We start from the raw sequence: 24692 nt of genomic DNA on the forward strand, positions 1-24692 counted from the left end.
GTCCTTATGTTTGCGTGTAATCGAGCGAGGCGCCCGACAAGGGTCTGGCAAGACCGACAGTTGGGCCGATCACCAGCAGCGCCGGGCTGCCCAGGCCGGCTGCCGCCACATCGTCGGCCAGGCGTGCGAGCGTGCTCAAGACCTGCCGCTGTTCAGGCCGGGTGCCATGCTGGATGGCTGCCGCCGGCGTGTCAGGCGGTAGCGCCTGTTGCAATTGCGTGCTGATGTGAGAAAGGTGAGCCATGCCCATGTAGATCACCAGCGTCATGCCGCTGCGGGCAAGCAGGTGCCAGTCGGGCCCATCGCCCTTGTGGGAGTGACCGGAGACAAAGATCGCGCCATGGACATGATCGCGGTGCGTGAGCGGGATACCGAGCGTTGCCGGCACCGCGAGGCCGGCGGTGATGCCGTTGACCACTTCCACCTCGATGCCGGCGGCAAGCAGGGTCTGCATCTCTTCACCGCCGCGGCCGAAGACGAACGGGTCGCCGCCTTTGACGCGGGCCACGCAGCGGCCAGCCAGCGCTTCGTCAAGCATACGGCGCTCGATGTCAGCTTGCGCGGTGGACGCACAACCGCCGCGCTTCCCGACATGGATCACCTGGGCATCCTTCGGCACGAACTGCAGCACCTCCGGGTTGGCGAGGTCGTCAATCAGTACCACGTCGGCACGCTCCAGCCGGCGTACAGCCTTCAGCGTCAACAGCTCCACATCGCCTGGGCCCGCGCCGATGAGGTATACCTTGCCTGGGGCGCTCATTGCGGCAGCCTTTCGCGAATGGTGAGTCTCAATTGCTCGCCACTCAGTTGGTCCATCGGCAGGTAATCTGCGTGCAGCGCCTTGGCAAGTTCACGGGCGCGGCCAAGCCGTACGAAATCCTGTTCCGTGTCGAGAACCAGTGCCGGTATGCCGCTCGTGGCCAGGCCTTCTGCAACCTGCAGCGATTCCTTCCATGGGTCGGCGCCCTCGTTCAGCGCAATGTTGGCGCGCCCGTCGCTGAGCACCACCAACAGAGGCGTAGGCCCATCCTGCCGCGCCAGCGTGGACGCCGCCAGTTGCAGCGCATGCGCAAGCGGCGTGCGGCCACCGGTTGGCAACTCGCGCAAGGCAGCCTCGGCCTGCTCGACCTGCCGGGTTGGCGGCAGCACCAGCTCGGCGTGTTCGCCACGAAAGCAAATGACCGCGATCTGATCACGGCGCTGGTAGGCATCCTGCAACAGGCCAAGCACGCAGGACTTGACCGTCTCCATGCGGCGGTGCGCCGCCATCGAGCCAGAGGCGTCCACCACCAGCAGGATCAGGTTGGCCTGGTGGCCCACTCGCACTTTGTCATGCAGATCGGCGCGGGTGACCGCGAAATCCGTCGGGTTGCGCAGCAGCGCGTGACGCAGTGTGGCGTCCACTGCGAGCTGGCTGGGTGCTTCACTCGGCACGGCGCTGACATACTGGCCGCGCCGCGTGCCGGCCACATGGCTGCGCCGGCCGCTGGCTTCGCGCGCCCGCAGTGCGGCCACATCGATGCGGCCGATCTCGCCCGCCGCAACAGACGCGAACAACTGCTCCGGCGCGCCGCCGATTGGCATCGCTTCGTCATCGCAATCGTCGTCATCGTCGTCCGTGGCGCCGCTGTCGACAGGCGCAGGTTCCGTTGTGCTGTTGTCTGGCCCACTACCCGCATCCGATTGGGGAGGAATGGCGGCTTGCTGCTGCGTCAGGGCATCCAGACGCTCCCGATCCAAGCCGCTCTGCTCGAACGGCTTGCGGCGGCGGCGGTGCGGCAGCACCAGTTCGGCCGCGTCGCGCACGTCTTCAGCGCTGACCACGGACCGGCCGCTGAGCGCGGCAAGCGCACGTGCCGCCTTGTGCATCACGATATCTGCGCGCAGGCTGGCGACTTCGAACTCGCAGCAGAGTTGGCTGATGAAGGCGAGCAGCGAGTCGGGAAGCACGACGCTGGCAACCTGCTGCTGGGCGGCCTGAATTGTCGCCCGCAGGGCATCGGTCTCTGGCTGCCAAGCGGCGATGAAGTCCACCGGATCGGCTTCGAAGGCAAGGCGGCGGCGCACCACTTCGGCACGGACAGCAGGGTCGCGCGGCGCGCTCACCTCGACCATCATGCCAAAGCGGTCCAGCAGTTGCGGGCGCAGTTCGCCCTCCTCCAGGTTCATGGTGCCCAGCAGGGTAATGCGCGCCGGATGACTGATCGCGAGGCCCTCGCGCTCCACCGTGTTGCGGCCCATGGCCGACACGTCGAGCAGCACGTCGACCAGATGGTCGGCCAGGAGGTTGACCTCATCGACATACAACAGGCCACGGTGCGCGGCGGCAAGCAGGCCGGGCTGGAATGCCTTTTTTCCATCCTTCAGCGCGCGCTCAAAGTCGAGGCTGCCGAGCACCCGGTCCTCCGTGGCACCGAGCGGCAGGTTGACGAAGGGGACCGGCGCGCTGGCGGCGTGGCGGTCCTTGCTTTGGCAGGCGTCACATTCGGCCAGCGGTGCCTCGGGTTCGCAGTTGAACGCGCAGCCTGCCACGCGGGTGATCGGTGGCAGCACGTCGGTGAGGCCGCGTGCGGCGGTGCTTTTGGCGGTGCCCTTGTCGCCACGGACCAGCGCACCGCCCAGGGTCGGGTCGATCGCACACAGCAGCAGCGCGCGCTTCAGTTGTTCTTGGCCGACGATGGCGGCGAACGGGTAGTGGACTCTCATCGCTTCTGCGTCTCCCCGCGTGCTTCCAGCATGGCTTCGCTGCTCAGATGCAGCGCTTGCAGTGCCGACAGGGTTTCCGGCCTGGGCTCGGCCCACAGCCCGCGCTGTGCTGCTTCGAGCAGCCGTTCGGTGATGGCCTTGAGCGCCCACGGATTGCTTTCGGCAAAAAACTGCTGCATTGCCGGGGCAAAGGCATAGGTTTCGGCCAGTTGCTCGTACACCCAGTCGTCCACGACATGGGCGGTGGCATCGTAGCCGAACAGGTAATCCACCGTGGCGGTCAGCTCCAGGCCGCCCTTGTAACCGTGCTTCTGGATGCCGGCAATCCATTTGGGATTGGCAACCCGCGAGCGGAAGACGCGCAGGACTTCCTCCTTGAGTCCACGCACCGCCGGATTGTCCGGGTTATGGGTGTCGCCGAAGTAGTGGCGCGGCTGGCGGCCGGTCAGGCTGCGGATGGTGGCGATCATGCCGCCGTGGTACTGCAGGTAGTCGTCGCTGTCGAAGATATCGTGCTCTCGGTTGTCCTGGTTGTGCAGGGCTACTTCGACACTGGACAGACGGTGTCCGAAGTCGGCACGGGCATCGGTTCCATGGTCGCTGCGGCCATAGGCGTAGCCGCCCCAGTTGATGTAGGCGGTGGCGAAGTCGGCGTCCTCCTGCCAGTTCTGCTCGTTGATCAGCGGCAGAATGCCGGCGCCATAGGTGCCAGGCTTGGAACCGAACACGCGGTACAGCGCACGCTGCCCAGCGACCGCTGGCGGCAGGCGGCTGAACAACTGGTTCTCGAGATCGGCCAGATAGTGCTTGCGCAGGAAGTTCTGCTCAGGCGGCTCGTCCAGCCTGGCCACTGTGTGCACCGCTTCATCCAGCAGTTGGATCAGATGCGGGAAGGCATCGCGGAAAAATCCGCTGATGCGCACCGTCACGTCGATCCGCGGCCGGCCAAGCTCAGCCAGCGAGATCACCTCAACGCCGACCACGCGTCGGCTCTCGGCTTGCCAGCGCGGGCGCACCCCCAGCAGCGCGAGAACCTGCGCAATGTCATCGCCGTGGGTGCGCATGGCGCTGGTGCCCCACACGCTGATACTGACCGACTCGGGCAACTTGCCGGTTTCCTTGTGATGACGGGCCAGTACCTCGTTGGCCAGTCCGGTGCCGATCCGCCAGGCCGCTTGCGAGGGCAGGCTGCGCGGGTCGACTGAATAGAAGTTGCGCCCGGTCGGCAGCACGTGCGCCATGCCGCGTGTCGGTGCTCCGCTTGGTCCGGCAGGCACATAGCAGCCGGCAAGACCCTTGATCAGGTTGTCGATTTCTTCCGAGGTGCGCGCAAGGTTCGGCACCAGTTCGCGGCAGACATAGGCAAGGGTGTCTCGAATGCCTTCGGTGCCGGCCAAGCCGGGCAGCGCCTGGGCCAGTACTGTGTCAACCGAGGCCGCATCGAAGTTGCAGTCAGCCAGTCCGGCCACCAGCCGGCGGCCGATGGCGGTAATTGCATCGACTGCGTCAGCGCGGGTGACGAGAGCGCGATCAGCGAACCGCTGGAGCGCGGCCGGTACCGTGTCTAGCCGCCGGCCTTTTTCATCCTGCAGCGTGGTCCAGCCGATGCCGAGCGCGGCGGCCACGCCCGCCGGCAGGCCGGGGATTGCCAGGTTAGGCAGGCGCACCAGCGCGCACACCATGTCGATCAGTGCGGCATCCGCCGGTATCTTGCCGAGAACATGCAGTCCGTCACGTATCTGCGCCGCGCCCAGTTCGCACAGATAGCCGTCGATGTCCTCGATCAAGTGAGCGACGTCAACGCCTTCCATCCTGGCTAGCGATCGCGGCACGCCATCCTGGTTCAGTGTGGCATCCCACTCGTGGTGGTGGTCCTCATGATGGGGATGGCCGACACCATGACCATGGTCGTGAGCATGATGACCGTGCCCATGATGGTGATGGTCATGACTGCCGTGGCGGTGCCCCTTATTCCCGGGCGATATCGGCCGGTAGGTCGAAGCGGTGGCCTTCTTAGCAGTCTGCAGCGGGCGGTAACCGGTGGCAGTGGTTTGTTGCGCACGGACAGGCGCGTGATGGTGATGGTGATGGTGCTCGTGACCGTGGGCGTGCCCCTCATGAACCTGGTGGTCATGATCGCCATGATGGTCGTGACCCAGCATCGCCGCGAGATCGGTATCGAGGCGCGCTTCCTTGATCAGATCCCAGATCTGTTGTTGCAACAGGGGAAGTTTCGCGGGGTCCAGCATTTCGACCTGGTAGTACTCGTCAACCAGTTGCGTCAACTGCGCCAGCGGTCCGTAGGTGTCAGCGGTGGTCATCGGCGGGGTGAGGTGGTCGACGATGACCGAGTGGGCACGGCGCTTAGCCTGGGAGCCCTCGCCCGGATCATTCAGGATGAACGGGTAGAGCATCGGCAGGTCGCCCAGCAGCGCATCCGGAAAGCACTGTTCCGATACGCCGATGCCTTTGCCTGGCAGCCATTCCAGCGTGCCATGCTTGCCGACATGGACGAGGGCGTCGGCTTGCCAGTCGTCGCGCAGCCAGCGATACAACGCATAGTAGTGATGCGTGGGCGGCAGGTCTGGCGTGTGATAGATCGCGTCCGGGTCCATGCCGTAACCACGCGGTGGCTGCAGCGCGACAAAGGCATTGCCGAACTCGAGCCCGGCGAACACCAGATTGCCCTCGTGCACGTAGGCGCTGCCCGGGGGCTCGCCCCAGCGCTCCCGCATCTTGTGCTGAAGCGCGGCTGGCAGTTGTTCAAACCATTCTGCGTAGCGCGCCGCCGGAACGGCGGCCACGGCGCGTCGAAGCTGATCCGTTCTCAGATAGCTCTCGTCGTACGCGCCACGATCGATCAGGTCGTGGATGAGCGCATCGCTGGATTCCGGTAGGCCCTCGATGTTGTAACCCTGGGCCCGCATGGCGTGCAGCAGCGCGAACAACGATGCCGGCGCATCGAGTCCGACTGCGTTGCCAATCTGCGAGGCCTTGCTGTTGGAATTGGTGAAGATGAAGGCGACACGCTTGTGTGCCGCCGGTGTACGGCGCAATGCCACCTGACGTGCGGCGATGCCGGCCACGCGCCGCATCCGGTCGGGCAGCGGCTCGTAATGTGTTTCGTCCTGTTCGCTCTTGAATGACACCGGCACGCTGATGATCCGTCCGTCGAACTCCGGCAGGGCCACGTTCATTGCGGTATCGAGCGGGTTGAGGCCTCGTTCGGATGCCTCCCACTGCGCCCGGGTCATGCTGCTGGTGATGGCCTGGATCACCGGGATATCGAAATGCCCGAGCGCAGATACCGACCAGCCGGGCAGGGTGGGGCCATCCGCGTTGACATCACCCATGGCGAACGACGTGGTATTGATCAGCGCGTCGATGCTGCAGGCAGCATCGGCAACAAACAGCGCCAGTGCGGCTGGCAAGCCGGATGCATCCAGCGTACGCAGGGAGGCGGTGTAGACCGGCAGCGCGTTCAGGCCCCGTTGGGCCAGCATGTCGACCAGCACATCAATGAAGCGGGTGTTGCCGCTCAGCCAGTGCGCCCGGTAGAAGGTGATGCCGACGGTCGGCCACTGCGGGTTGCGGATCGTTGCCCAATCGCTCAGGGTCGCGTGTGCCGACAGTGCGGGGTGGTAGATCCCGTGTTCGGGAAGGGCGGCCGGCGATTGGTAGCCAAAACCGGTCATCAACAGACGGTCAGACAAGTAGCGCAATAGCTGCGCCATATTGCCGACGCCGCCGGCCTGGAGGTAGGCGGTGACCTCATGCTGCAAGGCCGGAGACACGTTGCAGAGCGCTGCCAGTTCGGGGTCCGGTTCTCCTGTGCCGCTGACAACGATCAGCGCCTGGCTGCGTATCCGCGCGGCCTTGCATAGCGCGTCAAAGCCCGGCACGTCATGCGCACGGCCGAGCAGCCGCACCACCACGACGCGCGCTTCGGGCAAAGTGGACGCGATTAGCGCGTCCATGCGTTCGGCGCTGTCGATGGTCTGCAGGTTCACTGCATCCACCGCGACAAAGTCATCGGGAAGCGTGGCACGGGCACGAGCCAGCGCGGTCAGGTCGGTGCCGGCATGGCTGAGCAATACGATGCGAGGCGCGGTGATGCCGGTCACGACGCGGCCTCCGGCTCGATGTCACCAACGCCCAGGCGATGAAAGACCAGCGGCTCTACGGGGCAGCCGCCCGACAGGTGCTCGCTGACGATGCGGCGGATGGCTGTGGCATCCACATTGCGATACCAGACGCCGTCCGGATACACCGCCATGATCGGCCCCTGTTTGCAGACAGCAAAGCAGTGGGTGCGGGTTCGCTTGGCCCGCAGCCCGTCACACGCGTCGATGGCCTGGCCAAGTAGCCTGAACATCTCCTCAGCCGTGGCACCGTTCTCTGTGCAGCGCGGGCCAGTGCACATCAGTACGTGTTTGTCGTGGCATCTCATTGCGGGCTACCCTCTAGCGTTGACGCGGGCAGGCTATCGTAGCCCTTCCATTTGTAGATGCCGGCCGAGACGGCCCAACTCAGGACGAGCAGACCGATCGCCACATAGCCAAACTCCGCCAGCCTCTCGTTGAGGCGGGACACCCACACCCAAGGCCCTTCGGTCAGATTCAGGCGGCTGGCCAGCAGACCCAGTGCCTCGATGGTGCCGATCACGAGTGCCATCAGTGCTGATGTCAACGTGATCGTGAAGTTGTACCAGATCTTGCGCATCGGGTTGATGAAGGCCCAGCCGTAGGCGCCAACCATCAGGATGCTGTCGACCGTGTCCACCAGGGCCATGCCGGCGGTGAACAGGGCCGGGAATACCATCACGGACAAGAACGGCACACCCTGGTGTGGCTGGGCTGCCGAGAGCGAAAACAATCCGATCTCGGTTGCGGTGTCGAACCCGAGGCCGAACAGGAAACCCAGCGGGAACATGTGCCAGCTCTTGGTCACCAGTCGGAACATCGGACGGAATAGCCGCGCCAGTACGCCATTGCCGGCCATCAGCATGTCCATGTCTTCAGCGCAGACGGGTTCGCCATTCCTGATGCGGACGAATTGCTTCCAGACGCCGCTAAGGATGAAGAGGTTGGTCATCGCAATCGCGAGCAGGAAGAGGGCCGAGATGGCCGTCGAGAATCCCGCGCCGGCTTCCTTGAACACGCCCAGGCGGCTTTCCATGGCGGAGCTGGATGCGACAAGGACGAACACAGCCAGTGCGATCAGCGTCGAATGGCCGGTCGAGAAGAAGAAGCCAACCGAGAACGGGCGCTGGCCCTGCTGCACCAGCTTGCGTACCACGTTGTCGATCGCGGCGATGTGGTCGGCGTCGACCGCGTGGCGCAGGCCGAACAGATAGGCGAGCAGAGCGGTACCGAGCAGGGCGGGCTGCCCAGCAAACGCGACGATTGCCCAAGCCCAGACAAGCACATTGATTGCGATCAGCGCGAGAAGCAGGCTGACCGGCGTCCGGCGCGGTGCGGCGGGACGGTGCGCGAGCGGCGATGCCATCAAGAGGCCCTTTGCAAAGTGCATCGCCGCGAGTCAGGACAAAACAGCCAGGCTGCTTTTACGTATCCCCCGGTACACCCCGCCCGGCTTCAACCCACGTCGACAAGAGATGATGGCCGGTCTCCTGGCTCGCGCGTCATCGCCTTGCATCGCCTTCCCGGGAAGTTTCCGGTGGCATTTGATGCGGGCTCGTCACCTACAGTTGCGGGGGCAGCCACGGCTTCATACCGTGTTCCCGTTTCACCCTCTAATTGGGCACCATCATTCGTCGCCCGGATCATACGCGATGAGACTGGGCATGTGAACATTGACGTGGCGCATAGCGAGCGCAGTGCTTGGTAGCGTCGCCTGCTTCCAACCCAGCGTTGATCATCCGAGTGCGGAGGGGGTGATCAGCGCCCGCGAGTGCGGGATGTGGGATGCGGGCAACGTCGGCGACTAGTTTGCAATCCCAAACGTTGTCGTCAGAAATTACTAGAAATGAGGTAGTGACGGACTCGCCACTGCATCGCATAACCAAGCTTGCATACGGTCTTTAGCAACAAATGCCGCGACGCATGACTGCTCGATGGGGTTACATGTAGTTGCAATTTGTGCAGAGTGCGGTTATTTGGCGGCGTTAAGCTGCCGGCACCTTCCCTATCCAGGAGACACCTCGTGAATCCATCTCTTAAAGGCTTGCTGCTGGCCGTTCCGGCTTCCTTGCTTACCGTCGCGTGTGGTGGTGGCGATGGCGGCAGCGCCAGCACCAGCAATGGCACTCTCCAGGTTTCGATGACCGATGCACCGTCGTGCGGTTACGACCACGTCTACGTCACCGTCAACAAAGTGCGCGTCAACGCCAGTTCGACTGCGGCGGATGCCGATGGCGGCTGGACGGACATCACGCTGCAGACACCGCAGAAGATCGATCTTCTCTCCCTGACCAACGGTGTTCTGAGCGATTTGGGCAGCGCGCCGCTGCCGGCTGGGCAGTACCAGCAGATTCGGCTGGTGCTTGCCGCGAACCAAGGCAATACGCTGGCCAATTCGGTCGTGCCCACTGGCGGCACCGAGCAACCGCTGTCCACCCCCAGCGCTACACAGAGCGGCTACAAAATCATCCAGCCCTTCACGGTGCAAGCCAACACGCTGGTGGATCTGGTGCTGGACTTCAACGCCTGCAAGTCGATCGTCACCCAGGGCAACGGCAACTACCTGCTCAAACCGGTGGTCACCGCGACCACGGCCGTGGTGAGTGGCGCAATCACCGGCTTTGTCGCGCCCGGCCAGACTGGCGCCACCGTCTATGCGGAGCAGAACGGCGTCGTGATCAAGGGCACCGTGGCAGATTCGACCGGGAAGTTCACCCTGTCGCCGCTCGTGCAGAGTTCGACCAACGGTAACTACGATGTTGTGATCGTCGACAACAACCCGGCGGGCGGACACGCTACGGGCGTCATCCGCGCGGTGCCCGTGACCGCGAGTGCGACCACCACGGTTTCCACCTCGACCCAGCCGATTACGCTGTCGGCATCGGTGACCCGTACGGCCTCCGGCACGGCCACCGCCGCGGCACAGGCGTCGCTGGTCGCGCTGCAGACGGTCGGCTCGGCGTCGTACGAAATCACCTCGGCCAATGCCGATCTCACGACGGGCGCCTACAGCATGAATCTGCCGGCCGCCACGCCGGTGGCCGGAACGTACAGCACCACGCTGCCGATTGCACTGGCGCCAGCAGGCACCGCCGGCGCTTACACGATTCAGGCCACCAGTTCGACAGGCGCCGTCCAAACCGCACCGGCTAATGTTGCGGCCGGCAATCAGACTGGCATCAACTTCAGTTTCTGACCACGAACGCCGCATCGGCATCTCATAGCCATGAAGAACCTTCTGTTGATCTTTTCTTTGGGCATGTCACTGCTGGGCGGGTGTGCGGTCTACGTTCCGGATGCGGGCGTGGTCGCGGTACCGCAAGGCGGTCCGGGCAATGGCTTCTGCCCACCGGGCCAGGCCAAGAAAGGCAATTGCTGACGGTATAGTTGCGCGCAGAAAGAAAAAGGCCGGTCGCGAGGACCGGCCTTTTTTTCAGTGATTCAGCCAGCCGTTACTTTGACTTGCCCGAATGCATGTGCTTCTGCGACTTTCCATGCTCGTGCGCGCGATCTTCCGCACGGGCGCGGCCCTTGTCCCGATCAGCCGAGTCGGGGCCGTTGGAGTTGGTGATGCCCTGGCTGCTGATGTGTCCCATCGATGCGCCACCGGCGCCACCGCCCTTGGCAAACGCCGGAACCGAGGTCGCGCAAAGCGCGGCCATGACACCTGCTACGAGCCACTGGGTTTTGGTCATACACGCCTCCTGTGTTTGGTAATGGCAAGTCGATTTTATGGAGCATGCGTGACGCAAGTGAAGCGCCAGTGCAACAAAACGTAACGTCGTCTCGCAGAGGTGCGCACATGTACGCGTGTGGGCAACGAACGTCGGTGTATCGGCTGTCAAGTTTCGTTCGAAGTCGCCGAAATGAAGATTCTGGATGTCCTCGTTTCTCAATATCGACCATGAAACATAAACAACTCAGTTTTGTAGTACTGACCGCATGTGCTTTGTTGCCTGTGTTATCCGCGCGGGCAACGGATCAATCACAAGCTGCGGTGGAACCGCAGTGGGTTTCACAGTTGATCGTTAAGGAGCGTGGAGCGAATGCGGCCGGCACCCTGGACGTGGCGGCTGCAACCCAACGTTGGGCGAGCGCTGCGCAGCTGCCTCTTGGATACAAGCGGCCGATGTCAACCGGTGCGCATGTGGTCGTGCTGCCCAAAGCGATGTTGCTTGACGATGCGCTGGTCGTCGCCAGCCGCATGGAGGCAAGCGGACAGTTCGAATATGTTTCGCCCGACCGCAAGATGCGCCCCGCGGCCGTGGTTACGGATCCACTCTTCAGCCAGCAATGGAACTTGATGCCGGCGAGTACTTCGGCCGGTGGGGCCAACATCGCTGGTGCCTGGAGTACCACCAAGGGCTCGGGCCTAGTGACGGTGGGGATAGTCGATACTGGCCTGATTGCGACCCATGTGGATCTCTCTGGAGCTGCCATCCGCACTGGCTACGACTTTGTCAGCAGCACCGCCATGACTGGCACGCCGGATCCGCAAACCGGATTGTCGATTCCTCTCCATTTCGTCGAGAACGACCCGAGCGAACCGGGGCGTGACCCGGACCCTTCCGATCCGGGCAACTGGGTCAGCAGTTCCGACGCTGCAAACTATCCCACGTTTTGCGGCACGGCCGTCAACAGCGACTGGCACGGGACGTTCGTCACAGGCCTGATTGCCGCGCAGCAGAACACGATTGGTATCGCGGGGATCGCACCTGCAACCGGGGTGCTAATGGCGCGCGCACTGGGCAAGTGCGGGGGCGTCAGCTCCGACATCATCGATGCGATGACTTGGGCCGCCGGTGGTGTAGTGCAGAACGTTCCGGTCAACACGAATCCGGCCAAGGTTCTCAATCTGAGCTTGGGCGGCGGGGGAAGTTGCACGTCCGCTGAACAGGCCGGGGTCAACACAGTGCGGGCGTTGGGTGCAAGCGTGATCGTGGCGACGGGCAACGAAGCTGGCCCGGTAGACTCTCCGGCAAACTGCGCGGGCGTGATTGCCGTGACGGCGCACACCATCGACGGGGATAGAGCATCCTATGCCAACGTCGGGGCGGAGACGACACTCAGCGCGCCGGGTGGCGGGCACGGCATCGTGTTGTCCGGCATTGGCAACTTGATTCCGTCGCTGTTTAATAACGGAACGCAGGGGCCGACCACCGATGCCTATGCACTCGGCGCGGGCACGTCGTTCGCGACGCCGCATGTCTCGGGCGTGGCCGCCTTGATGCTGTCGCTTGTGCCGACCCTCACGCCGGACCAAGTGTCGACGCTGCTCAAGCAATCGTCCAGACCGTTTCCTGCCAGCACCTATTGCGCAACGCACGCGGGTACGTGCGGCAGTGGCATGCTGGACGGCGTCTCCGCGCTGTTGCAGACACAAGGCCAACCGACCTTGCATGCTGCGACCCCTGCCGCTGGCGCGACCGCGAATGCCGCAGTGACGATGTCGGCGGTTGGTGGACCAGGCCTCGGCAATACCGTCACCAGCGTCACCTGGAAGCAAACCGCCGGCGTGACGGTGGCAGTGACCTCGAGTGGCCCCGACGCCAACGGGGCCATCAACGGTGTATTTACGCCGCCGAGCCAAGGGACTTACAGCTTCAACGTCACGCTCACGAACAGCGCCGGGACATCCGCCACAGACAGCGTGAGCTTAAACGTGGCAGCAGCCGTTGCTACGCCAACAACTCCCCCCTCGACGGGGACTTCAACCGGAACCACAGCAAGCCCCTCTACGAGCACCGGCGGGGGTGGCATGGTAAATCCACTGGTCTCCATGCTGCTCGTCGTGGTGGGCGCGGCAGCATTCACGCAGCGCCGACGGGGTGTTGCAAAGGCGTAATAGCCAGGTATCGCCGAGCAGGCGCGCAGTGCGGTAGTGCCTTGGGAGCCTACCGCACGAAACCTGTATCCCCACCGCTGCAACGGCCATGAGGCAATGCGGGCATGGCTCTCCTTGCATGAACCGCCTACCGCCAGGCGTGCCGCAGGGAGGTGAGGCGGCTGATTATGTGAGTGATCATCAAATGGGCGCGACCGCTATCTGATGAAACGCGGGCAGCCGGCCTCAGGAGCATGCCCGTGTCACTGCACTACTTGAGACGCAAACTTGCTCCAGTCGTTCGAGTGCGGGATCTCCGCAGCTAATCTTGATTGGAACACCGGCCATGGTGACGTTACTGTAATGCTATTGCGATAAGTATGCTTATCGCAATAGCTTCATTAAGGCACTAAACTGCCTTCCATGAAAACGCGTCTGCTTCCCGTCGATCCGTCCATCGACACCCCGTCCGGTTTTCCGCACGCCGCCGAACTGGCGGCGCTGCGCGGCTGGCATGCCGGCTTGTCCACCCGCGAGGCTGTCGAGCGCTACCTGGGCGAGCGCCTGTCGCCGGGGCAGTCCTCGCGCGGCGTGCTCGGCCGCATCCGGCGCCAACTCGCGGCCTTTGCACGCCGACGCCAGCGCGACGATCTGGCCGCGCTGTTTGAGATGCCGGCGACCGGACGCGCCAAACAGGGCAGGGTGGCCGACCAGGCGATCGAGTTGCTCCGCACGCTGCCATTGCCAGAACCAGCCATCAGCGATGACGTGGCGCTATGGCTGAATGCGAGCACCGCCGCCGTGCTGCGGGCCGCTGGCATCGATACCTTGGCGGATCTGACTGTCCGCGTGCCGCGCCGGCGCCGGTGGTGGACGGTCATTCCCGGGTTGGGGCAGGCTAGTGCACGGCGTATCGAGGCGTTCTTTGCCGAACACCCGCAATTGACCGAGCGTGCCCGGGCACTGATCGCTGAGCAGGTCCGTGGCGTGGTGGTGCCGTGGGAGCAAATACGCCTGCCAAACGAAGTTGACGGCTCACAGGGGCAATTCCGTGCGCCGCGCGAGACTTGCGTGCTCACTGCCGATAACGACTACGAGGCCGTTCAGGCATGGCTTTCCCTGCACGAATCGCCCGCCACCCAGCGGGCGTACCGCAAGGAGGCGGAGCGGCTGATCTTGTGGGCGATTGTCGAGCGCGGTCGGGCGCTTTCCTCACTGACTACCGAGGATGCGATTGCCTACCGGGGCTTCTTGCGCCGGCCGACACCGCGCGAGCGCTGGATCGGTCCGGCGCGCCCACGCACCTCCATCGAATGGCGACCGTTCACGGACGGGCTCTCGGCGCGCTCGATTGCCTATGCCTTGTCGGTGCTGGGCGCCATGTTCCGCTGGCTAATTCAGCAGCGCTACGTGCTGGCCAACCCGTTCGCGGGCGTCAAGGTGCGCGGCGGCGGACGGACTGCCGCCTTGGATGCCTCGCGCGCCTTTACGGAGGGCGAATGGGCGCTGGCCCGCACCATTGCCGATGGCCTGGAGTGGTCGTATGGCTGGGAGGCGCCGGCCGCGCAGCGGCTGCGCTTTGTGCTGGATTTCGGGTATGCGACCGGTCTGCGCGCGAGCGAACTCGTTTCTGCGAAGCTCGGTGATATCGAAATCGACCGGCATGGTGATCACTGGCTGAATTTGATAGGGAAGGGCAGTCGCGCCGGCAAAGTCGCGCTGCCGCCGCTGGCGCGTACCGCGCTCGATCGCTACCTGGTAGAGCGCGGGCTGCCAGTCACGCGAGCACGGTGGAATCCGAAGATGCCGCTGATTGGTGGGTTGGGATTAGATCCTGACGGCGGGATTACCGGAACCCGGCTGTGGAGTCTGGTAAGGCGCTTTTTTGAGACGGCTGCTGACACCATCGAGAACGACCATGCGGTGTTAGCCGAGAAGCTGCGCAAAGCGAGTTCGCACTGGATGCGACATACGCACGCCACCCACGCCCTCGCGCGCGGCGCGGAACTGACCACTGTGCGCGACAATCTGCGCCACGCCTCGGTCTCGACCACGTCAATCTATCTGCACGGCGACGACGTGAAGCGGGCCAGGCAAATCGGTACCGCTTTTCGTCGCCATTAGCGGTATCTCATCTGGCTCGGGGAGTCCAAATGGTGGCTGCCTCCCTGAGAATGCACGGGGAATAAGTACATCCAAACTGGTGGCGAAATATTACCATACCAAAGTTGGGGAAGGAGCGGCGCCGTACATTTTTTAGCGCTCTGTCGAGTAATATGTGCGAAATGCGTTAGCGAGACGATGATGGAAAATCCCGTGGGGCCTCAACAAGCCTTCGTTGCATACTCATCCCGCGATGCCCGTTTAGCGCAACTCATTGCTCTAGGTGTTGCCAAGGCCAATCGCAAGGTCGGAAAGCGTATCCAGTACACTCCGTGGGAGTTCAACGATATCGCCGGCAATCCCCTCATTTCCCCCATTTTGGAGGGGATCGACGCCTCGAAGTATGTTGTTGCCGATATCACATACCTGAACCCCAATGTCGTCTATGAGGTAGGTTATACGATCGGTCGTTCGCGGCGTTGCTATCTCGTACGACACGCAACTACGGAAGGGGATCAGAAGATTGCTCGCGAAGCGGGGATTTTCGATACCCTCGGTTATGACACCTATGTGGACGACGAGGCCCTAGGAAACTCGTTGTCGGCCTATGTAGATCCTAACCCACTCCCGCTCCCAGCTTCACTCGATCGCCTCGCCCCAGTGTACGTTGTCGAGCCACCCGCAAAAGGTGGTATTGCTACCCTGATGACGTCACGCTTGAAAAAAGCAAGATACAAATACAGAAGCTTCAATCCTGCCGAGGACGCACGATTGTCTGCGACCGATGCGATTCGGCAAGTCGGCGCCTCAGCCGGTGTTCTCCTATCCCTGCTGGACGGCGATCAAGACACGAACATCGTTCACGATATTCGAACATTGTTTGTTGCTGGACTTGCACACGGGATGGACAAGCCAACATTGATCCTCACACACGCCAATGCGAAGGTTCCATTGGATGTGCGTGATGCAGTCAAAACGTACTCGCGTGCGGAAGATATCGTTCAGCACATTGCGACATTTTCGCTTGAGATCACCGATTATCTGCAGCACGGTGATCCGACACCGCTGAAGAACCTAACGCAACTACAGTCCCTTCAGATTGGCGATCCGACCGCCGAGAACGAGATGACTACACTGGGAAGTTATTTCCTGGCGACCGATCAATTCAGCAAAGCTCTAAGAGGCGAAGTTAATCTCGTGGTCGGCCGTAAAGGGGCCGGAAAGACCGCATTGTTTATTCAAGCTAGAGACAAGATTCGCTCCGATAAGCGCAATGTCGTTTTGGATTTGAAACCGGAGGGCTATCAACTTCTAAAACTGAAGGAAGATATTCTTTCACACTTGACGCAGGGCGCCAGCCACCATTTGGTTACCGCGTTCTGGGAGTACCTCATCCTCCTTGAGATCACTTACAAATTGCTGGAGAAAGATCAGGCTACGCACAAATTTAACCATGAGATTCGAGACTTATACCTCGAACTTGAGCGCACGTATCGGACGGAGGGGTATTCGGTCGAGGGGGACTTCTCCGAGCGTCTTCTGACGCTGTCGCAGCGGATTGCGCAGGACTACGTCCAACGATATGGGGCTGCGGATGGCACCAAGCTCTCGACAGACCAAGTCACTCAGCTTGTCTATTCGCACGACGTTAAGACGCTGCGTTCGCAGGTTAGCGCCTATTTGGAACACAAGCAAGGCATATGGGTTCTCTTTGACAACCTTGACAAGGGGTGGAGCACACAAGGCGTCGACGTGGTTGACGCGATGGTCTTGCGCTGCTTGATTGATGCGGGCCGCAAAGTCGAACGCGACATGCGCAAGGCAGGACATACAGTTCACTGTATCGTGTTTATCCGAAATGATGTCTATGAGCATTTGATGCGACAGAGTGCTGACTATGGGAAGGAGATGCGAGCAACGCTAGACTGGACAGACGCGGACATGCTCAGAGAGCTTCTCAGACTAAGGCTGGTCGCCTCGCTGCCAGAGGAGTCAAGTGAGCTTACGTTTGATCAGATTTGGCCAAAGCTATGTGTCTCACATTACAAGGGAGAGGAAACGTCCTCATACATCATTGAGCGATCACTGATGCGGCCGAGAAACATCATCAAGATCTTTGCTCATTCAAAGGGCTTTGCCGCCAATCTCTCGCATTCCAAGATCGACGAAACGGATTTGGAGAAGGGTGTGCGTGCCTATTCGCAGGACTTGCTAGTCGAACTCGATCATGAGCTAACCGATGTTTTTCCTGCGGCCAAAGATTTGCTGTATCAATTCATCGACGCACCATCACTGATGGCGCGACATGCGCTTGAGACATTGATTCGGAGTGCGGGAATTGACGAGGTGGATGTCGATAAAGTTATCGACTTTCTTCTCTACTATGGAATTCTGGGTGTCCGACTGCAGGACGAACAGGTTCACTATATTTATCATGTGAACTATGACCTCAAAGTGCTTCAGGTGCGAGCCTCGCGGGCGATTAATGATGGTGTCTATGTCATGAACCCGGCATTTAGGCCCGCTCTCGGCATCAGTGAGTCAGAGTAATTTTCGAGATAGTTCGAAAGATTTTGCTTTGTTGTGATGAGCTCTGACGTCGGCGCCGACAGTTTGGTACGGATCGAGGTTGGGAAAGACGCGAAGGCGTTCGCGACAAACGCCGTGACGCGGGGAAAGATGTCCAAGACATTGACAGGTTTTTCCTGACCAAGGGTGACTTTGAAAAAGTGGAGTTTTATTAGGGGCTATGGAGGATGGGAGTGTGTTAATAGGATTCTTATTGGGCGTGCTCGGTGGGCTTATCGCCAACTATTTGTCGCCACCGTTTGCCAAGATCGTGTCTCAATCGCTTGGTTTCTTAGTAAATCTTGTGAATCCGGAGCGCTTTGATCTTGCGGGCGTATGGCAACAAACGTTTGATGAACCTGATCCCGCCAAGCCGTCGGTCCGCCGCACTGAGACCGAGCGAGTCCAGCTAAGCCACATCGGGTCCGTGTTGACCGGAGTAGGTAAGACCACGGTACAGCCGCGAGACTTTAGCTGCGACCTCCGCGTGTCCCACAGTATGGTTTTTGGTGCGTATAAGAAAGTCGGCCGCCAGGGGAGCTTGACCGGACAAGGAATGGTTCAATTGATAGTCAATGCAAGCCGCACTGAGATGATCGGATGTGCAACTTGGTACGACCAGGATACCGACAAGATCGAGTCTGCATCCGTCAAATGGCTTCGCGTTTGACGGAGATTTTCGTCGCTAGGATGCATCGGCTTAGCCAACACTGACTGAGATTCTCGATCCTTGTACCATGACCCTAAAGCAGGAATTCCAGCGTCTCATCAACGCGGGCTCTGTTGCCACGATGGCGCAATTGCGCTCCTTCGTGACAGAGCGGGGCCTGATTGTCACGAAGCACAGCGAGGATTCTGTTACGGTCGTGATGAGAGGGCACCGTAGGTTCAGGCTGTTTCCCGCCAATCACTACAAAGCCGGCAGAGCGGGGGTACTGACTGATTCGGGGATCGTCTTCGATTTCTGGATTTATGCGCTCGTAGCGCAGGGCTCAGTTGAAGCCGCTTGCTATATTGGGCAGACGCGAAGTGTTGCCAGGCGAATGCGTGAACACTGGACTCGACGCACCGGCGAACGCTGCTCCGGGCCGTTGCTTCACTGGGCTACAGAGCGAGGGCTGACCGTTCACGTAGTCCTTCTGCAGGCACTCTCAGTTATCCAGAGTGAGGCCGATCGTGCAGAGGCCGAGTGGCTCGCATGTGCCACCGCAGCGGGGTATGACGTCCCAGGTGTCGAAATATGGGCACCGGCGCATCAACGATCTCGCCCAGGCCTGACATGGCCGTCAGCCGCAGTGCGGCGCAACTGCCGGCCGCTGGAGGAGGTTATTGCGGGGACCTCTCAAATTGTCCGACTCGAGAAGAGATCAACGCTAGTTGACCATCCTCCCGAAGAGTTCAACCTAGTGTGACGGGAAAGCGATGTGGGTTGAGCACCGCCGGGGGCTCTTCAACTCGGCTTCATGCCTCGCAACGCCATCAACAATGCGATTTTGCTGCCGGTAAGCGGCGCGACATCTCCCTCGCGCCAGTCTGGCATCGTCACGTCTACAGGCTGGACACCGAGATCCCTGAGGCGTGAGCCAAGCACAACGGGATCGCTAGCCGTTAATTCGTTGCCATTCTCAAACGTAGCTTTGAGCATGTCTTCGTATTGAGTCACAGAGACTTTCATAGAGACTTTCCCAGTAACAAGAATCGCAACGGATGGAGCTACCAGGCGATGTGCGCGTGCTAAGACTATCGCGCTGCACTCAAGATCAGCGCAAGTGAAATAGAAAGCATACCGTCGAGTAACCTTGGTCGATGCGGAGCGTGCGTGACAACAAAGTGTGCGCGAGGAGCGAATAAAATGCGGTTTGCGAGAAGGCGTGCACGGAATCGCAAAAGTGCTGGCTGCTCAACAAACTGCGAAATTCACGCCTTATCAGTGCACAGAATTACGTTGGAGCACTTTGAGCTCAGGTGAGCGGCGGAGTGGTTTGACGCGATGACCTCATCGGCCAATGCATGGTTGCTTCTTTTGATGAAGAGCCGGCAGCAGGTGTCTCACGTACGATAGCCGCGGCGGTAGCCGTAGAGTACATATCTGACGCCTTGAGTGACGACGAGCAGCGGTGATCGCAGTGCCAGTGCAGTAGGTCACTCGTACTTGGTCACGCGATTCTGCTCGAGCCACTGAAGCCGTCGGTCTACCGCAAGCGCTGGTGAAGCACTAGCGATCTATCTGGTCAAGCACGTTGGATAACCACAAGTGGTTCAGCGCAAACAGAAAGTCTATAAACAGGGCAAGAGATCATCAGCGCAAAAAGGGGGAGCAATCCAGGAAACCTTGCTGCGGCATCGTTTCAGTTCCGTGCAGTAAATTTTACATAACCTTAATTATGCGAGAAAAAGTGTTAGACCCAAGTTGTAATGTCCGGTTATAGCCAAGTTCAAATGTCCGAGTCATTGGGCGTAGTCTAGGCGGCTGCTTAGCCTTGCTTCTGGTCCGAGCGATGCCCTCCGGTGGCATGAGGCCACGCCACCGCTTGGCCTTCTACGATTGAGCGCAGCCAGTTGCGCTTCCAGCCACGAATCAATGAATATCAACGAAAATAGCGGCTGCCCCGGCGGCAGCGCAGTCTAGCGTTGCCACGCGGGGATCGACACATCTCAATCGGAGAACGCCATGCGCGACATCATTGACGGTTTCCTGCGCTTTCAGCGCGACATCTATCCACAGCGGATGGACCTATTCAAGCAGCTTGCAACGTCACAGAGCCCCAAGGCATTGTTCGTGACATGCTCGGACAGTCGCGTCGTGCCGGAGCTGCTGACACAACGCGAACCGGGTGAGCTGTTCGTGATCCGCAACGCCGGCAACATCGTGCCATCGTACGGCCCCGAGCCAGGCGGAGTTTCAGCCACGGTCGAGTACGCAGTCGCAGTGCTGGGTGTCCGCGACATCGTCATCTGCGGCCATTCGGACTGTGGCGCCATGGGTGCCATTTCACGCTGTACGTGCCTTGATCATTTGCCAGCAGTGGCCAACTGGCTGAGGCATTCGGACGCCGCGAAGGCGATCAACTCCATGCATGAATTTGACTCGCCGCGCGCCAAATTGGACGGGCTCGTTCGTGAAAACGTGATCGCACAACTCGCAAACCTGCGCACCCATCCTTCGGTGGCGCTTGCGCTTGAGCAAGGTCGAATGACCCTGCACGGCTGGGTGTATGACATTGAAAACGGGAGCATCGATGCACTCGACGGTGAAACACGCCGCTTTGTGCCGCTGGCCGATTCGCCGACAACGGTAGCGGTCACATCTCGGAAGTTGAGGCAGGTGTAATGGCATCGACCGGAGCGTTTGCTCCGGTCAGCAAATTTGCCAACGCGTCTTCCAAGCGCGAAAATCGAAACTGATAGCCGGCCTCCAAGGCGCGCCTGGGCTCAACATGCTGGCTTCCCAGCAACAAGATCGCCATTTCCCGGAGCGCCATGCGCAACGCCCATGCCGGAACTGAGAAGAGCATTGGGCGGTGAAGCTCCCGCGCAAGTGCCTGCGCAAATTCGCTATTGCACACGACATGGGGTGCGCACGCATTGAACACCCCTTCGCAGTCTTCGTGCTGCAACAGAAATTCGATCAGGCCAATCACGTCATCAAGATGAACCCACGGCATCCATTGCCGTCCACTCCCTAGACGGCCGCCAAGCCCCATGCTGAACGGCATCCGCAGCTTGGGCAGCATACCGCCATTACGGGCCAGCACCGGTGCTGTTCGCAGCAGGGCCACTCGGATGCCGAGCTGCTCGGCACGCTTTGCCTGTTCCTCCCACGCAACGCAAAGTCGACTACCAAAGTCCCCTTCGCCAGGGCGACTGCCCTCGTCGAGGCGCTCATTTCCGCGGTCTCCATACCAGCCGGTGGCGGAAGCTGAGAGCAACACGCGAGGACGCTGCACGCGTTCGCCGAGCCAATCCACGAGTCTGCAAGTCAGATCGACACGGCTGCGCCATAGGACATCGCGTCTGTGCGCGGTCCACGGGCGGTCGGCGATCGGGGCTCCCGCCAGATTCACCACTGCGTCCAGCGCAACTGAGTCGTCAAGCTCTTGCAGTGTGGCGATGCCGCGCGCGCCCGAGCACAACGTAGGCACCCTGTGCGGTGTACGGCTCCAGACAATGACGTCGTGGCCCTCGCCTTTCCAGCGGTGGCAAAGGACTCGCCCGATCAGGCCCGTGCCTCCAGTCAGCAAAATGCGCAAGATGATTTGTCCTCTGAATGGTTGACCCAAAAATGCCACTGGACGCGCCGGACTGACTGGCCGCCAACGTTCCCTGCGAGCTGCCAAATGTGCCCTTCACAGCTGATCAAGCCGGGCGCGCAGCCATGCAGCCTGCGTGCGCACGGCATCGCGTTCCTCCTTCTGCATTTTGGCTAGCTGGCGATAGACCATGCCCAGGCGAGGATTGCGGCTGCACACGTCGGCGTGGCGATCAAAAAAATCCCAGTACAACGCGTTATACGGACAAGCGCCCTCCCCGATTCGCTGCTTGCTGTCATAGTGGCAGCCCTTGCAGTAGTCGCTCATGCGGCCGAGATAGGCGGCGCTGCTGACGTAGGGTTTCGTTGCGATGACGCCGCCGTCCGCCCATTGGCTCATGCCAAGGGTGTTGGGCAGCTCCACCCACTCGAAGGCGTCAATGTATACACCGAGGTACCAGCGATGGACCTCTCCCGGTGCGATTCCGGCCAATAGCGCGAAGTTGCCGATCACCATGAGCCGCTGGATGTGGTGCGCGTGGGCCGTTTCCAGAGACTGTCCGATAGCGTGCTGCAGGCAGCGCATTTGGGTTTTTCCATTCCAGAACCACGAAGGCAGTGGCGCGTGATGATCGAGCGCGTTGCGTGATTCATATCCGGGCATGTGCGCCCAATAGATGCCTCGGACGTACTCGCGCCAGCCAAGGATTTGGCGGATGAAGCCCTCGACGGCAGGCAGCGGTGCCTTACCCTTCCGATAAGCCGCTTCTACCCGACTGATGACCTCGCGCGGGTGGAGCATCTTCACGTTCAACGCGAACGACAGGAGCGAATGGAACAACCTCGGGCTGGCGCTGCTCATCGCGTCTTCAAAATCACCAAAGTGCGGCAGCGCCTGATGGACAAACGCCTCAAGGCAAGCCAGTGCCTCCGTACGATTCAAAGGCCAGCGGAACCGGTCGGCTTGCGGGTCGCCGAAGCTCTTTACGCCACTGCGTTCCACCGTGGCCCACAGATCCCGGTGGTCATGGACTGGTCTCGCGTCAGCGGGTTCGCGCGGCGTACCGCGCCAAGGCTTGCGATTGTCGTGATCGAAGTTCCATTGCCCCCCTTCCGGATCGCCCTTGCCGTCCAGCAAGACATGATGGCGTCGGCGCATGTCCCGATAGAACCGCTCCATCAGCCACTGTTTGCGGCCCGCAAACATGGTCGCCAAATCAGGCCGGCCAGTCATGAAGTGTTCGGTGTCGGCCTCGTGCGTGATCAGCTTCTGGGTTGCAGCCCACGCACGCAGTTGCGTGTCAAGCCTCCACTCGTCCGGGGATTGCCATTCCACATGCTCTGCGCCGTACCCTTGCGCCAGCGCGGCGAGATTCTCCGTCACCGACTGGGTGTTGTCCGCGTCATCGATACAGAGATAGCGCACTCGGTGCCCCTGGGCCCGAAGGTGGCGCGCAAAGTCGCGCATGGCCGCAAAGATGGCGAGTATCTTTTGCGCATGGTGCAGCACGTAGTCGGTTTCCTGACGGACCTCCATGAGCACGTAGACCACATGGCGATCCACGTTTGCAAACCACGAGTGCATCGGGTTGAGCTGGTCACCCAGCACCAGCCGCACAGTTTTGGCACGCTCCGTCACGGCATTCCCCAGAGGCGAAGGTACTGACCTTCAGCGTCATATTGCGAAAGCTGCTTCTGTATATTGAAGCGCCGCCCGCCTTGCGGATCTGTCCCCTGCCCCGCGATGTACAGCCAGTTGCCTTGGTTGCTGTAGACGTCGTAGTCCACCAGTTGCGCTTCGAACCAGGCCGCACCCGCGCGCCAGTCGCCGCCCAGCTCGTACACCAAATAGCTGGCCACCACCTGCCGCAGCCGGTTGCTGAAGTATCCGGTGGCCTGCAGTTCGCGCATGGCGGCATCCACCAGCGGTTCGCTCGTGCGCGCCTCGCACCAACGCTCGAACCCCTGCGTGTTGTGTCGCATCGGCAGGTGCTGAGCGAGCCCCTGGGCTCGGTACAGCCGGCGCCCGTGCTGCAGGTGCAGAAAACGGAAGTAGTCACGCCACAGCAGTTCGAACCACAACCAGTAGCTGCCTTCGTTGGCCCCGTACATGGTCTCGAACTGCTGGAGCTCGGCCATGATCCTGCGCGCGGACAATGCGCCCGTGGCGAGCCACGGTGACCATTTGCTCGAGTAGTCCACCCCAGATAGACCGTTCCGGGTGCGCTTGTAGCTGTGTGGCAGCTTGCGCGCCAGGTACTGCGTCAGATGAGCCAGGCCCGCTGTCTCGCCGCCATCGAACGCGGGCTTGTCATAGGGAAACGATGCACGCGCATCCGGGCTGCCGCCCTCGACACGATCCGATGCCGGCGCAAAACGCAGGTCGGAAGGGATATGGATACCGGCAGGCCACGGCGGCACCCTTGCCGGTGCTTTGAGAGGGACTGGCGGCTTGACGTTCGCGCGTTCGATGGTCTGGCGGAAGGGCGTGAATGTGGGAGGCAAGGCGTGCACCGCCCACGGCAAGTCGCCGGGCTCAAGCAGGCTGCTCTGCCACACGGTATGGACCTGCAGGCCAGCGTTGCGCAATGCCTCGACCTCGGCCTGTTCCTGTGGCGCGGCGATCTCCTCGCACACCACGGCGGTGGCACCTACAGCGCGTGCCAGCGCAGGAAGCGTCATGGCGGCCGGCCCGCGACATTCGAGCAAGCGGCTTCCCAAGCCAGCAAGCTGGCGATCAACATCGCGCAGGGCCGCCGCCAATACCGTGCGGCGGTGACGGCCGACACGGGCAAAACCCCATGGGGTCAGCTCGTCATAGTCTGCGTGGCAGTACACCGGTACAACGTATCGGGCCCCACTTGCGCATGCTGCGCGCAATGCCGCCTGATCGTGCAGGCGCAGGTCGTTACGAAACCAGAACAGCACCGTACTCAAGTGCCCCCCTTATCTCCGGTGGCGTGCCTGCGCGCTTGGCGACAGCGCTCAGAGCAATACTTGACCTCGCCCCAGGTCTTTGCCCATTTCCTCCGCCAGACGAAGGGCAAACCACATTGACGGCACTGTTTGCTCGGCAGGTTCGGTTTCTTGTGCATGGATG

At 61.3% G+C, this 24692-nt stretch carries 18 protein-coding genes and 1 riboswitch; of the genes, 7 read left to right on the forward strand and 11 right to left on the reverse strand.

Going from position 1 to position 24692, the window contains the following annotated elements; genetic code table 11:
* Window positions 1-4: 4 nt before the first annotated feature.
* Genes cobA through PSUB009319_RS10440 form a run of 5 tightly spaced genes read right to left on the reverse strand, consistent with a single transcriptional unit; the run spans window position 5 to window position 8214 of the window.
* Complete coding sequence (gene cobA / locus PSUB009319_RS10420; RefSeq protein WP_124382149.1) at window positions 5-760, reverse strand: uroporphyrinogen-III C-methyltransferase; 756 nt, start codon at window positions 758-760, stop codon at window positions 5-7.
* Window positions 757-2706 carry a putative cobaltochelatase gene (locus PSUB009319_RS10425; RefSeq protein ID WP_124382150.1) on the reverse strand — a complete coding sequence of 650 codons (1950 nt, stop codon included), beginning with the start codon at window positions 2704-2706 and terminating at the stop codon, window positions 757-759. Before PSUB009319_RS10425 ends, cobA begins: the two co-directional genes overlap by 4 nt.
* Window positions 2703-6830, reverse strand: a complete 4128-nt coding sequence (locus tag PSUB009319_RS10430; protein WP_124382151.1) for a cobaltochelatase subunit CobN — start codon at window positions 6828-6830, stop codon at window positions 2703-2705. The genes PSUB009319_RS10425 and PSUB009319_RS10430 overlap by 4 nt, the downstream gene beginning before the upstream one ends.
* Window positions 6827-7156, reverse strand: a complete 330-nt coding sequence (locus PSUB009319_RS10435) for a ferredoxin (RefSeq protein WP_124382152.1) — start codon at window positions 7154-7156, stop codon at window positions 6827-6829. Before PSUB009319_RS10435 ends, PSUB009319_RS10430 begins: the two co-directional genes overlap by 4 nt.
* Window positions 7153-8214: a HoxN/HupN/NixA family nickel/cobalt transporter gene (locus tag PSUB009319_RS10440; protein ID WP_124382153.1), complete on the reverse strand. Its 1062-nt coding sequence runs from the start codon at window positions 8212-8214 to the stop codon at window positions 7153-7155. Before PSUB009319_RS10440 ends, PSUB009319_RS10435 begins: the two co-directional genes overlap by 4 nt.
* Before the next feature lie 96 nt (window positions 8215-8310).
* A riboswitch (cobalamin riboswitch) is annotated at window positions 8311-8492 on the reverse strand.
* 379 nt (window positions 8493-8871) lie between these two features.
* Between PSUB009319_RS10440 and PSUB009319_RS10445 the strand changes: the two genes are divergently transcribed.
* Window positions 8872-10044 carry a DUF4382 domain-containing protein gene (locus tag PSUB009319_RS10445; RefSeq protein WP_124382154.1) on the forward strand — a complete coding sequence of 391 codons (1173 nt, stop codon included), beginning with the start codon at window positions 8872-8874 and terminating at the stop codon, window positions 10042-10044.
* 30 nt (window positions 10045-10074) lie between these two features.
* A complete protein-coding gene (locus PSUB009319_RS22880) occupies window positions 10075-10227 on the forward strand; it encodes a hypothetical protein (protein ID WP_185453444.1) in 153 nt (50 codons plus the stop codon).
* A gap of 73 nt (window positions 10228-10300) precedes the next feature.
* Here the strand turns inward: PSUB009319_RS22880 and PSUB009319_RS10450 are convergent, their stop codons facing one another.
* The gene (locus tag PSUB009319_RS10450; protein WP_124382155.1) at window positions 10301-10543 is read right to left on the reverse strand and encodes a hypothetical protein; all 243 of its coding nucleotides are present in this window, start codon (window positions 10541-10543) and stop codon (window positions 10301-10303) included.
* 209 nt (window positions 10544-10752) lie between these two features.
* Here PSUB009319_RS10450 and mprA point away from each other — a divergent pair, with 209 nt between their 5' ends.
* The 4 genes from mprA (at window position 10753) to PSUB009319_RS10470 (ending at window position 18013) form a co-directional block, all read left to right on the forward strand.
* Complete coding sequence (gene mprA / locus PSUB009319_RS10455) at window positions 10753-12693, forward strand: MprA protease, GlyGly-CTERM protein-sorting domain-containing form (RefSeq protein WP_124382156.1); 1941 nt, start codon at window positions 10753-10755, stop codon at window positions 12691-12693.
* Between the two features lie 402 nt (window positions 12694-13095).
* Window positions 13096-14796, forward strand: coding sequence for a phage integrase family protein (locus PSUB009319_RS10460; RefSeq protein WP_124382157.1), 1701 nt, complete (start codon window positions 13096-13098; stop codon window positions 14794-14796).
* Window positions 14797-14973: 177 nt separating this feature from the next.
* On the forward strand, window positions 14974-17325 hold the full coding sequence (locus PSUB009319_RS10465; protein WP_124382158.1) for a P-loop ATPase, Sll1717 family: 2352 nt from the start codon (window positions 14974-14976) through the stop codon (window positions 17323-17325).
* Between the two features lie 214 nt (window positions 17326-17539).
* Window positions 17540-18013: a hypothetical protein gene (locus PSUB009319_RS10470; RefSeq protein ID WP_124382159.1), complete on the forward strand. Its 474-nt coding sequence runs from the start codon at window positions 17540-17542 to the stop codon at window positions 18011-18013.
* Between the two features lie 780 nt (window positions 18014-18793).
* Here PSUB009319_RS10470 and PSUB009319_RS10480 read toward each other — a convergent pair.
* The gene (locus PSUB009319_RS10480) at window positions 18794-19018 is read right to left on the reverse strand and encodes a hypothetical protein (RefSeq protein WP_124382161.1); all 225 of its coding nucleotides are present in this window, start codon (window positions 19016-19018) and stop codon (window positions 18794-18796) included.
* Between the two features lie 996 nt (window positions 19019-20014).
* Between PSUB009319_RS10480 and PSUB009319_RS10485 the strand changes: the two genes are divergently transcribed.
* Window positions 20015-20674 carry a carbonic anhydrase gene (locus tag PSUB009319_RS10485; RefSeq protein WP_124382162.1) on the forward strand — a complete coding sequence of 220 codons (660 nt, stop codon included), beginning with the start codon at window positions 20015-20017 and terminating at the stop codon, window positions 20672-20674.
* Here the strand turns inward: PSUB009319_RS10485 and PSUB009319_RS10490 are convergent.
* The 4 genes from PSUB009319_RS10490 to PSUB009319_RS23470 form a co-directional block, all read right to left on the reverse strand.
* On the reverse strand, window positions 20646-21593 hold the full coding sequence (locus tag PSUB009319_RS10490) for a TIGR01777 family oxidoreductase (protein ID WP_124382163.1): 948 nt from the start codon (window positions 21591-21593) through the stop codon (window positions 20646-20648). The genes PSUB009319_RS10485 and PSUB009319_RS10490 overlap by 29 nt on opposite strands.
* Before the next feature lie 96 nt (window positions 21594-21689).
* Window positions 21690-23231, reverse strand: coding sequence for a cryptochrome/photolyase family protein (locus PSUB009319_RS10495; protein WP_124382164.1), 1542 nt, complete (start codon window positions 23229-23231; stop codon window positions 21690-21692).
* Window positions 23228-24529, reverse strand: a complete 1302-nt coding sequence (locus PSUB009319_RS10500; RefSeq protein ID WP_124382165.1) for a DASH family cryptochrome — start codon at window positions 24527-24529, stop codon at window positions 23228-23230. The genes PSUB009319_RS10495 and PSUB009319_RS10500 overlap by 4 nt, the downstream gene beginning before the upstream one ends.
* Entirely contained in the window at window positions 24526-24687 is a 162-nt protein-coding gene (locus PSUB009319_RS23470) for a DUF2256 domain-containing protein (RefSeq protein ID WP_124382166.1), read from the reverse strand. The genes PSUB009319_RS10500 and PSUB009319_RS23470 overlap by 4 nt, the downstream gene beginning before the upstream one ends.
* Window positions 24688-24692: the final 5 nt, after the last annotated feature.

It is taken from the genome of Ralstonia sp. SET104 (assembly GCF_003851545.1).
In the GTDB taxonomy this organism is placed as follows: domain Bacteria; phylum Pseudomonadota; class Gammaproteobacteria; order Burkholderiales; family Burkholderiaceae; genus Ralstonia.